The organism is Faecalimonas sp. LCP19S3_D12, from assembly GCF_052121495.1.
In the GTDB taxonomy this organism is placed as follows: domain Bacteria; phylum Bacillota; class Clostridia; order Lachnospirales; family Lachnospiraceae; genus Faecalimonas.
The window spans coordinates 39421-51652 of record NZ_JBQKED010000010.1; the positions used below are offsets into that span (position 1 = coordinate 39421).

Here is a 12232-nt window from a genome sequence, read left to right on the forward strand (position 1 = left end):
CTCGCTCCTACTTATTCTTGTTTACAATCTTTGTCTCATAGTTTCCTGTTGCAATATCAATATAACGCACAAATAACGAAACTTTGTTGTCTTCATTCAGACTGTTCCAAAGCATCTCCGTAAATGCCTCCATATCGTCTAAAATCCCAACTAATTTTGGCTCACCTTCAAAACTTGGAAGCGGATTGCCGTCGCATTTATATGTATGAATAAAATGTCCTTCTCCTACTACCGGATTCTCATATGCAAATGTATAACGGTTGCATGCATCCGGATTCCCATTATTGCTTTTCAAAATGGACATTGCATAATTGTATGTTCCATTTTCAATGTGCATAATTCCGGAAATACGAGGTGTATAGTTCGGTGCATCAGGCTCAAATTCTCTGTTTCTAAGAGACTGCTCAAACGTCAGCTGCTTGTCCATTCCCTCATAGATGGTATCCGTCTGGTCACCGTTTGTCACAATTGTCTTATTTCCCAACACTCTTACCGGCGCATAAATAATCAAGCTTGGATCTGTTAATTTGGAAGGATCAAATGCCTGCGTGCGGATTCCTTCTCCCTCCTCTACGAATACACGATTTCTACTGTTCTCACTTCTTCCCATAATGAAGTATGCAGTCACTGCTTTCTTTCCGTCCGGCGTCTTTCCAATAATAATTCCACGCCCCGGATAAGCATTTCCCTGTAGCTCTTTTTCGATTGATAACATTTCCATGAACATTCTCCTTTTATCTTGTGATAATCGTTTCTCGACTTCTTCTTTTTTATTATAGCTTATAACTCCTTCTTATTGTAGTACAATTTACTAATAAGTTTTTATAATGCTTATTAATATCAGGGTTTTCTTTCCCAGAAAATCAGTATATAATGTTCAAAGAGTGAAAAAAGGAGGATGATTTTATGATAAAACTAATCGCAAGCGACTTAGATGGCACACTTTTACAAAACGGCGCTCAGGAATTAAACCCTGAAATATACGATCTTATTCTGGCATTAAAAGAACGTGGGATTCATTTCGCAGCCGCCAGCGGAAGACAGTATGCCAGTGAACGTAATCTTTTCAAACCGATTGCAGATGAGATTTCCTATATCGCCGAAAATGGCGCTGTCTGTATTCACAACAATCAGATTATCTCAATAACTGAGATTGACCGCGACCTTGCCTTTCGCATTATCGACGCAATCAAGCAATGCCCGAACTGTAAGCCGCTCGTATCCTGTCTCAATTGCTGCTACATCGAATCCGGGGACGACGAGTATCTCTACCATATCCGTCATGTTGTACATAACAACGTCGATACGGTAGATGACTTTGCATCCATTCAGGAACCGATTTTAAAAATCGCACTGCTTGACACTGTGACACCACAGCAGTCCGCCACTCATCTGCAGGAATTGTTTAAAAATGAGATCAAAGTTGTAACTTCTGGCATGGACTGGATTGATTTTGTACCACTTCATTCAAACAAAGGTACTGCTTTAAAGACTTTACTGGAAACATTACACCTGTCCCCGGAAGAGACTGTCTCATTTGGCGACCAGCAAAACGACATCGAGATGCTGACTCTGACCAAAAAGAGCTACGCGATGGCAACTGCCCCGGAAGATGTAAAAAACTGTGCATATGCCGTGACCGACAGTGTGGAAAAGATTTTAAAGCAAATCATAAAAGAAACTCCGAAAGTATAACGCCCTCGGAGTTTTTCATTTATTCTGTATCATTGGTCAGATGAAATTTATCCAACACATAGAAAATCAAACTCAAGATCATACCTACCACACAGGCAAGCACCATACCTGTCAATTCGATATTTCCAAATTTCACGGCAATCCCGGACAAACCTGTAACGAAGATTACCGATGTGAGTGCAAGATTACGCGATTTCGCATAATCTACATTCGAGTCTACCAAAATACGAATACCGGATGTTCCAATCATACCGTATAGCAGAAATGAAATTCCTCCGATTACCGGGCCCGGAATCGTTTGGATCAAAGTCGATAATTTTCCCACGAAAGAGCAGATAATCGACAAGACCGCCGCACCTGCGATCACATACACACTGTACACACGTGTCACTGCCATCACTCCGATATTTTCGCCGTACGTCGTAGTCGGAACAGATCCGATCAAACCTGAAATCATCGTCGAAAAATTATCTCCAAATAAGGAGCGGTGTAATCCCGGATCTTTCAAAAGATCTCTTCCGACAATCTTACTTGTCACAATCTGATGCCCAATGTGTTCAGATGTAATAACAAGAATCACCGGCAAAATAATCAGAATAGCATCTATGCTGAATTTTGGTGTGGAAAAATTCGGAAAAGCTAAGATCGGCGCCTTTGCAACCTCTGAAAAACCCACGATTCCACATGCTATAGCCGCAATATATCCCGCTATAACTGCAATCAAAATCGGAATCACTGACAAAAATTTACGAAACAGAATCGAGCCAAATACTGCAGTTCCCAATGTCACTAAAAACACAATCACACTACTTGTCTCAATATGATCTCCAATCAGCCCCGCATTGGTTGCTGCTGTTCCCGATAACTCCAAACCGATCAAGGCCACTACCGGTCCCATCGCCGCCGGCGGTAGCACAACGTCAATCCAATCCGAACCGAATTTATAGATGACTGCCGCCAGAATACATCCGCAGAAGCCGACTGCAACAAATCCACCCAACGCATATTCATAACCGAATTTAGAAATAACAATCCCTGCCGGTGCCAAAAATGCAAAACTCGAACCAAGATACGCCGGCGCCTTTCCTTTCGTGACTAAAATAAACAACAATGTTCCTACACCATTCATAAACAATACAATTGCCGGATTGATTCCAAATACAAATGGCACTAGCACAGATGCCCCAAACATGGCAAACATGTGCTGAATACTAAGCGGAATCAGAAGCTTTGCCGGAACTTTTTCTTCCACCTGTATGATTTTACGATTCTCCATCTCATGTCCTCTCTCTCTTTTGTTTTCAAATCTTCCCCATTATATCCTATAATGCCGTTTTCGTCACTATGAAATGTGTTCTTTCCAGAAGATTCTTCCACTAAAAGGAGCAAGCACAATTTTTCCGTTGCATATAATCTCTTTCTTTTTGCACGTTTCCCCGCCATAAATATCCCAATCACTGTTCAGAATTTCAGTGAGTTTCTCGCATTTTAGCAACTTTTCTATGACACATTCCTGCTTTTCTTTAGAAAAATTAAAGGCTGCCACAAGCGTCTTTTTCCCTTTCCCGCGCTCATACACATACACCGACTGTTCCTTCGCATCATCAACAAGCCAGCAAAATCTTTCCCTGTCATACTCTTTTTCATAAAGTATATTTTCTCTGCAATACAACTCATTCAGTGTCCGGACATAATGATAAAATCCATCATGCATTGGAAATTTCAACAATTCCCAATCCTGCTGTCGTCTTTCATCCCACTCACGGAATTGTGCAATTTCATTTCCCATAAAATTCAACTTCTTTCCCGGATGCGTCATCATGTATAGATAGAGCGCACGACACTGTCTGAATTTATCCTCATAGTCTCCCCACATCTTTTGTATGACCGTCGCCTTCCCATGCACAACTTCATCGTGGGATAATGCAAGCAAATACAACTCATTATAAAAATAGTCCATCGAAAACTTCAATTGATAATAGTGCTCTGCCCGTTCCTGCGGCGGTGTCTTAAAATAATTCAAAGTGTCATTCATCCACCCCAAATCCCATTTATAATCAAATCCGAGTCCATCATACTCCACCGGAGCTGTGACCTTCGGAAACGCCGTCGAATCTTCCGCAATCAACATCGCACTCGGATGCAATCTCTGCAATCCCGCATTCATATTTCTGATAAACGAAATGGCACATGGGTTCACTCCTCTTTCCGGCTCTCCCTGCCAATAAATTGCCCGGCTGATCGCATCCATTCTTATTCCATCAAAATGATACTCTTTCAGCCAATAATTTGCCGCCGACTGCAGAAAACAGCACACTTCTCTTCTTGAATAATCAAAATTACGTGTTCCCCACTCACTGTCTGTCACATCACTTTGCACATACTCATACAGCTGTGTTCCGTCATAGTTCGCAAGCCCATAATAATCTGTCGCAAAATGAATCGGAACAAAGTCCATAATCACACCAATTCCCGCCTGATGACATTTGTCTACAAGTTCCATCAGATCCCTTGCCGTTCCATAACGGGACGTCGGACTGAAATATCCCGTATTCTGATATCCCCAAGAGCAGTCCGCCGGATGCTCACTGAGCGGCAGAAATTCAAGATGCGTATACCCGTTCTCTTTCGCATACATAATCAGCTGATCTGCAATCTCATGATAACGGTACCAGCCATTTGCATCCTTCTCATTTGTTCTCCAGGATCCCAAATGCACCTCGTAAATGTTGAGTGGTCTGTTATAATTCTTATCTCTGTTTTTCATCCACTTTTCATCATGAAACCGGTATTCTGACAAATCCACAATATACGATGCGCTGTTTGGTCGAAGTTCCATACCAAATCCATAAGGATCACAATGCTCTACACGCCAGCCCCCTTTTGCATAAATGCAGTATTTGTACATCATTCCGACTTCAGCCTTCGCACTTTTCAATTCATAGACACCACTTTGCCCGTCCTGCTGCATCTCCTCTTCTGTCCAATGATTAAACTCTCCAAACACCGTCACCTTCGCCGCTCCCGGTGCGTATGTCCGAAACATCACCCCGTCTTTCTCTTTGTGTGCACCAAAATACTCATATGCGTCAAACGACTGTCCCTCATAAAATTCCTGAAACTTCATCTCAATTCTCCCTCAAAGCAATCTCATCAATTCTTTTTAACTCTTCCTCCGTAAACGCAGCACTTTCAATCACCTTCAGGTTTTCCAAAATTTGTTCCGGTTTTGATGCTCCGATCAAAACACTTGTCACATCATCATCTTTCCGCACCCATTTCAATGCCATCTGCGCCAGACTTTCTCCTCTCTCTTTTGCAATTTCATTCAACTTGTGGATCTTTTGCAGATTTGTCTCCACCGTCTGCTCCTGCAAAAATCTTCCATCTGTGCAGATTCTGCTGTCCAACGGAATCCCTTTCAAATAACGGTCCGTCAACATTCCCTGAGCAAGAGGACTAAACGCGATAATTCCTTTTCCCTCTTCTCTTGCGGCTGCTTTCAGTCCGTTTTTCTCAATCGTACGGTCAAAAATCGAATATCGGTTTTGATTGATGACAAATGGACACTTCAATTCTTTTAAAATTGCACACGCTTTTTTCATCGTCTCCCCATCATAATTCGAAATCCCGGCATACAATGCCTTTCCACTTTTGACTGCCGTGTCAAGTGCTCCCATTGTCTCCTCAAGCGGTGTCTCCGGATCCATGCGGTGATGATAAAAAATGTCCACATACTCAAGACCCATTCTTTTCAGGCTCTGATCCAGACTCGCCAGCACATATTTTCTGCTTCCCCAGTCCCCATAAGGACCATCCCACATCAGATATCCTGCCTTCGTGCTGATGATCAGTTCATCTCGGTACGCTCCCATCTCTTCTTTCAAAATACGTCCAAGATGTACCTCTGCGCTTCCCGGCTCCGGCCCGTAATTGTTCGCCACATCAAAATGGGTGATTCCATGATCAAATGCCGTAAAACACATCCGTTTCATATTCTCAAAATTTCCAGTGTCCCCGAAATTATGCCACAATCCAAGTGAAACCTCCGGCAATTTTAGTCCACTTTTTCCACATCGGTTATAGTTCATTCCTTCATAACGTTTTTTATCTGCCTGATACATATTGATTACCTGTCTACCTTTCTCTGTAAAATATCTAAAATCGTCTTCTCTGTTCCAATCATTCCCGGTGATGCAATCTCACCCATATTTCGCATAGTCTCCTCCGGTGTCCTTCCGACAATGCCATGTACATGCGCGACACAAACCTCATCCATTGCAAGCTCAGCTGACTGATACGCTGCATCCACCGCCACAATTCCTTTCATTGTACACCCTTGATTTCCACCGTCGCAGATCATCCCGGTAATGCTTCCTGCCATGTTATTGATTGTCTCTTCCATCATCTTAACCGTTCCACCACGCAAATATACAAGCCCACAAGTCATCCCTGTTCCCGCTGCAATCGCACATCCGCAAAACGCAGATAACTTTCCTGAGTATTCCTTGATATACATGCAAATCAGATAACTTAGCGCTGTCGCCCGCAAAAGCCGCTCCTGAGAATAACCGTTTACTTTATAGGCAGCATACAGAGGCATGGTCGCAATGATTCCATGAGCTCCGGATCCGGTAATGCTCATCGCCGGTTTATTAAGCCCCAAAACTCTCGCCTCAATTGCCGCATTGCAAAGCAGCGAAGCTGTCCTCTGTTCATCCTCCGAGAATACTTTACCGCCATTTTTCTTCAACAGATACTTGGCAAATGTCGTCCGCGGACTTTTCATCCCCTCTTCAAACAGTTCTAAATTCACATGATACGCTTCCCACATGAATTCCAACTCTTCTACATCCTCGGAATCCACATATTCATATAACTGTTGAAGTGTATACTGATGAATCTGTTTCCCATCTCTTTCTACATTCTGCTCCTTGTCTTCCTCTGATTTTTCCAGCTTTGTCTCTCCGTTCACTACGATTTTGGTAATATTCGTATGAGCATCCTGAATTGTTACAACCGCCTCGTCAAAAGCAGTTTTCACCTTGACTTCGATAAATATCCTGCTGGAAATATCTTTCAAAATAACCTCTACCTTTTCCTGTTCTATGAGTCTTTTTGCTCTCTTTGTGTCCTCTGGCATTACATCCGAAAGCGCTTCCAATCCCAGTTCATCTTTCCCGGCAATCACACCAAGCGCCGCCGCAAAAGCACTTCCAACCTCCAAGCTATTAGGAATGCCACACGTAAATGCATTCTTGTACATACCGCTGTTAAGCTTCACACCAATATATTCCGCCTCTCCATAAGTGTAACTTTTTGCCTTCGCTGCTGCAAACGCAATCGCCCCAGGCTCTGTCACACCCAGCGCTGGCTTCATATCCTCTAAGATGAGCCTTGTCAATTCGTTCACCTAAAAACACCTCCCTGCTCCTGTCATTTTCTCTATCATACTACAAAAGGGAGGCATTCACCTCCCTTTTTTTGTAAAAAACTATTTTTTCTTCTTGTTTCCGATTACCGCTGCTGCCGAAGCTGCTGTTGCAACCCAAAGCATTGCAGATGCCGGATCTCCTGTCACAGGAGTATTTCCTGACTGATCAGATGCATTTCCTGAATCTGTCTTCTTCACTAGTTTTTTCGCTGCGTCTGCAAGTTTATTGATTGCTGTGTCTATCTCTTCCTGTGTGACACCATCTTTATCCAAAATCGCTTTTGCATCTTTCAATGCTACCTCATATGCTTTCCAACTGTCTGCTGTGTAATCAGACTGTTTGTAGTATCCGATACACTCATCATAGTATTTTTGAAGTTTAGACTTATCTACATCAACGTGAAGTTTCTCAAGCTCTTTTTCTTCTTCCACGCCACATGCAACGCAAGCTCTCTTGGCAAGACCTTCTTCTGTCTGTGTTGCTTCTTTGATTACTTCCCAATCTCCGAACTTGTGTCCAAGTGGATTAATCACTTCACTCTCTTTCACTGTCACACCACAATCCAGACATACTAATTCTCCTGTTGCACCTGGTTCTGTACAAGTTGCCTCTTTTGCACCTTGAACTTCTGTCTTTTCATGCTTGCAGGCTTTGAAAGTTGCTTCAATAGTCACATCTGTTGTAGATTCCACTGTATAACGGCTCACGGCTCCAACTGATTGTCCATTTACTTCTACATCCTCCACTGCATAACCTGCATTTGGTTTTATTGCAAATGTTTTTAATTTTCCAGACTGTATTTTCATTGTCCCATCAGCTTCTAATTTTCCTGTTACTGGTTCAATCGTACCATTTTCTCCAGCTTTTGTCGTAACTGTAATCATAACCGGTTCTACTTTTTCATAAAGTGCGATCTCCCTTGCTGTAGGATGTTCTCCACCAACCATCGTTTTTGCTGTAAAACGAATACGGTTTGTCTTTATACTCTCCGAAAATACCGCTTCCTGAGGATCTGTAGAATTTCCCTGCCGTTTAAATGTTCCTTTGCAAACTTCTTTCCAAGAAACTGCTTCTTTAGCTTCTTTTCCATCTTCTTTAACAACAGCCGCTTCAATCACATATTCACCGATTGTGCCTGTATCACCAGCCTTTGGCAGATAAGATAATTTTGCAATTTCTTTTTCTTCTTTCAATGGAATCTCTACAGAAATTCCTCCTTCATGATTCTCAAGCTTTCCTGATTCTCCCCACTGCGCATGCCAAAAGGTATCCAAGTTATCATCAAATGCGTTTTCAATTCCTTGTTTATGCTCTGCGGTGTTTTCTTCTGAAGTCGCTGTCACTTCACCATATACCTCTTTTGGAAGTTTTTCTGTTGTTACTTCCACAGGCTGACCTTCCTGATCTAAAATTGTAATCTTTGCTTTTGAATTAAATCCAAGAATCAGATTCTCATTCTTTGTGCTCAGCTCCTCTGTAAAGTATTGATCTCCAGTTTCTTTTGTATTACGTCTTGTAATAACAACAACTTCTTTTTCTGTCTCACCGTCCGCAAATGTTACCGTAGTCGTTCCTTCCGTATCAAAATCATCCTGAATCGCTGTTCCAGGGTTCGGTGCTACAGTTACTGTTGCTTCCCCTTTGCTTCCACCTACGCGAACTAATTTTATCTTCATTTCAGAATCTTCTTTCATGGTATAGTCTGCTTTTTCCACACCAATCATTCCAAGTTCATCATTATTGATTACATAGGCCCCTTCAATACCAATTGCCTTGTTATCGTTGTTCGTAACTTCCAGTTTTAATGTGTGCTCTCCATCCGTCAAATCTTCTGAAGTAAAGATAATCTGTCCAACTGATCGCTTAGATGCATTCGTATCAATCTCTGTAGATTTTCCATCTACTGTAACTGTTGCTTTTCCATGCCCAGAGTCTAATGTGCCTACAAGATAAACCTTAGATCCTGTAAATTTCATTTCAAATGAAGCACCTTTCTTTGCCCATGCATTTGTACCGTTCAAATACTGTGATGCATTTTCCTGTGTCCATCCGTCACTGAACTTGAAGGCTTCGTCTCTCTCATCGATTACTTGCATTCCTTCTGGCGCAGATGATGGAGATTCAAAATCTGCTGTTGCCTTATAAACACCAACTTCAGAAATCATCGGTACTCCCTTGCTTGTTGTCACAGTAATACGAAGCTTATCCGCTTTTACCGCACCTTCTCGAGATAATCTCTTTGCACCAATTGTCGTCCCCTCATCAAACACTTTCCAGTCACTTCCATCATTGCTGTATTCCACTTTAAACGCTTTGATTCTCTGTCCAAATTGAATTGCTTCTTCAATAGATACTACATCAAACGTCTTTGTCTCTCCGAGTTCTACAACAAGTTCACCTGTCGTTGTCCCATCATTTACTGTCCAATATGTATCATCTTTTCCATCCAACACATTCTCCGGAGAATAATCTACATCATTGCCACGTACTTCCGATGCTTTCACTGTAGAATAAGCAGCTATATTGGACTTAAATGTATCTTTGATATTCTGTCCAAGCTCCGTTACTCTCTTTAAAATCGCATCATCTACTTTTCCCTGATTATTTGGTGGAATGTTTAACAATAATGGAGAATTATGTCCAACTGAATTAAAATACATTCCCGCAAGGTCTTCCACACTTTTTGGTGTATTTTTAGTCGTTCCCCAGAACCATCCCGATGTGATACGCGCATCGCTTTCCGGTACTGTCCACTGATTTCCATCCTCATAACCAACTGTGTAGCTTCCTACTTTTTTACTGTCAATCGTATTCTTCTCATAATCTACTTTTGATTTAGACCACGTCTCTTCATTGGCATAACCAAGTTCATTTCCAATCCATCTTACAGTTGTGTATGCCTCTGCCCCAAACAGCATACAATCCGATTCAAACCCTGCTCTCTTCCCTTCATACTGTTGGATCGTATCAAACCATTTCTCGAATGTGTATTCCTGATAACCGGCGCCACTTCCTTTTGCTCCATCCATCCATACTTCATTGAAATGTCCATTATTACCATATTTATCGTTACTAAGAATTTCTTTTAACTGATTGTTATAATACTCGTTATAGTCTTTTGCATCCTGCTCAAATACCTGTTCCCAAGTCAATCCTTCAATCGGCTCACTTTTTCCATTTACAAGACGCACTAACGGAGTTCCATCTGCCCTTTTATATCCATAACTATCATCATGTATATCCCACGGAGAAAGATATAACCCCATATCAATATCGTATTTGGTACAGGCTGTTGATAATTCTTCTAAAATATCGCCTTTTCCGCCTTTGTAACTCGTTTCCGCCACATCATACTTTGTATGCTCACTTGCCCAAATACAAAATCCATCATGATGCTTTGCTGTTACAATCAATTTTTTGAAACCTGCATCTTTAATTGTCTTAACAAAAGTATCCTCATCAAACTCTTCTTCTAACTTAAAGATTTCATCCGGAGTTTTATCTCCGTAGTTTTCGCCCCATTCAATTTCATTAAATGTGTTTGGTCCAAAATGACAGAAAGCTGCTAATTCCTGCTTTTGGTACTCATACTGATTTGCATTTGGCACCACATCATCTTTTTTCGGTGCTGCCGTGTTGTTATCCGATAACTGTTCCTTTCCGACCAACGGATTTTCTTCCGCTGAAGCCGTTAATGCCCCCATCGAAAATGTCTGTCCAATCAAAGCACCCGCTAATAAAAGACTAAATATCTTTTTCTTTCTCATAACCTTATCCTTTCCTTTCTTGGAATTTTTTATATAAATCTATTATTCATATTAACATTATACCAACAATTAGCACAATACTTTTTTTATTTTTATCTTTATTTCAACAATATAAACAACTAAAATACTTGTCATTTCTCACACAACTCTATTTTTAGTATATTATGCACAATCCAAAACAAAAAGGAGCTATTGCTCCTCAGATGATTTCTCATCTGCCTCGCAACAACTCCCATTCTTTTTCTTTTCTAATTTCAAATCGTGTTCTGCTTCTTTTGCTTTCATATTTTCCCTTATGATTGCAAATTTATTTTTTATGCGAAACGGAACATACATCATCTTTTGCCCCGTTTTCTTTTTTATGAAGTTCTCAAATTCCTCCTGCTTTCCTTCTACAAAGCATTTTCTCGGAAGCGGGTATAGATTATCCCCTTCAATCCCTATGTAATAATTATTTTCATCCATATACAAAGCAGCTACTTCCTTATAACTCTTCGAAAATCCTTTCGTCTCTCCACTATTTTTAATTCGAATCTCCCCATCCAAAAAAGAAGTATCCACTTCCCAGTCATTCTGATAAATTTCATCATTTCCTTTCAGCTGCATCACGCCGATATGATGTCTTGCAAATGCAAATATACACAACAAAATACCTATTACCAGACACATCCACATCGCCAAAGAGCCTCTCTCCATGCCGGTTCCTATAATCAGAAATCCTACACCGATAACGAACAGACGAAGCGTGGTCTTCGGATGATTTACACGAAATGAAAATTTCACAAATTCTTTTAAAAGCTCTTTTGTATGCTTTGTTTTGACCCTGTATTTTACTGTCATCTTTTCTCTATTCTTTCTGCTCTTTTTGACGCATTTTTAATTTCAATTTGGCAAGTGCCAGTTTGCAGTCACGCTCTGTCATGTTATTTTCGCCTACTACATTTGTCTCTTCACCACTGGCGCTCTTGTTCATATCAACAACCCCGTCCAAATAGTCATTTACTACTACAAATTGCGCTACTGTACCATTAAAAGTAATCCCTGTAACCGGTATTCCTCGTGTGCCGATCTGTTCCATTGTATTTGTATAATCGACATGGCTGTTTCCCCAGCCATCACAGGAAAGAATTACACCATCTGCACGCATACACTCCGCCCAGACCGCTGCCCTTGTTCCTACAAGCATCTTATCTTCATTTCCATCCGGCGATCCGACTAACATCACGCCCATCAAATCCACATCTGTATCTTTTGAAACCACATCCAACAAAGGGTCTCTAAAATGATGTAACGATGTCTCTTTTGTCGAAGGACCAATTCCCATAGTTCACACCT

9 protein-coding genes are annotated in these 12232 nt (G+C 41.2%); 1 reads left to right on the top strand and 8 read right to left on the bottom strand.

The window, feature by feature from the left end:
* Positions 1-7 precede the first annotated feature (7 nt).
* Positions 8-721, bottom strand: a complete 714-nt coding sequence (locus ACTQXY_RS04565; protein WP_441658482.1) for an IMP cyclohydrolase — start codon at positions 719-721, stop codon at positions 8-10.
* A gap of 185 nt (positions 722-906) precedes the next feature.
* Here ACTQXY_RS04565 and ACTQXY_RS04570 point away from each other — a divergent pair, with 185 nt between their 5' ends.
* The gene (locus ACTQXY_RS04570) at positions 907-1695 is read left to right on the top strand and encodes a Cof-type HAD-IIB family hydrolase (RefSeq protein WP_441658483.1); all 789 of its coding nucleotides are present in this window, start codon (positions 907-909) and stop codon (positions 1693-1695) included.
* Between the two features lie 19 nt (positions 1696-1714).
* Here ACTQXY_RS04570 and uraA read toward each other — a convergent pair whose 3' ends face one another.
* The 7 genes from uraA to ACTQXY_RS04605 form a co-directional block, all read right to left on the bottom strand.
* Positions 1715-2971 (bottom strand): uracil permease, encoded by a 1257-nt coding sequence (uraA, locus tag ACTQXY_RS04575; protein WP_441658484.1) that lies wholly within the window; start codon positions 2969-2971, stop codon positions 1715-1717.
* A gap of 66 nt (positions 2972-3037) precedes the next feature.
* The gene (gene glgB / locus ACTQXY_RS04580; RefSeq protein WP_441658485.1) at positions 3038-4822 is read right to left on the bottom strand and encodes a 1,4-alpha-glucan branching protein GlgB; all 1785 of its coding nucleotides are present in this window, start codon (positions 4820-4822) and stop codon (positions 3038-3040) included.
* 1 nt (position 4823) lies between these two features.
* Positions 4824-5819, bottom strand: coding sequence for an aldo/keto reductase (locus ACTQXY_RS04585; protein WP_441658486.1), 996 nt, complete (start codon positions 5817-5819; stop codon positions 4824-4826).
* 5 nt (positions 5820-5824) lie between these two features.
* Complete coding sequence (locus tag ACTQXY_RS04590; RefSeq protein ID WP_441658487.1) at positions 5825-7108, bottom strand: L-serine ammonia-lyase, iron-sulfur-dependent, subunit alpha; 1284 nt, start codon at positions 7106-7108, stop codon at positions 5825-5827.
* A gap of 81 nt (positions 7109-7189) precedes the next feature.
* Positions 7190-10897 carry a discoidin domain-containing protein gene (locus ACTQXY_RS04595; RefSeq protein ID WP_441658488.1) on the bottom strand — a complete coding sequence of 1236 codons (3708 nt, stop codon included), beginning with the start codon at positions 10895-10897 and terminating at the stop codon, positions 7190-7192.
* A 189-nt stretch (positions 10898-11086) separates the two neighbouring features.
* Positions 11087-11737 (bottom strand): YcxB family protein, encoded by a 651-nt coding sequence (locus ACTQXY_RS04600; protein ID WP_441658489.1) that lies wholly within the window; start codon positions 11735-11737, stop codon positions 11087-11089.
* A gap of 7 nt (positions 11738-11744) precedes the next feature.
* Positions 11745-12221 carry a glycine/sarcosine/betaine reductase component B subunit gene (locus ACTQXY_RS04605; RefSeq protein ID WP_004613599.1) on the bottom strand — a complete coding sequence of 159 codons (477 nt, stop codon included), beginning with the start codon at positions 12219-12221 and terminating at the stop codon, positions 11745-11747.
* Between the last annotated feature and the right edge of the window lie 11 nt (positions 12222-12232).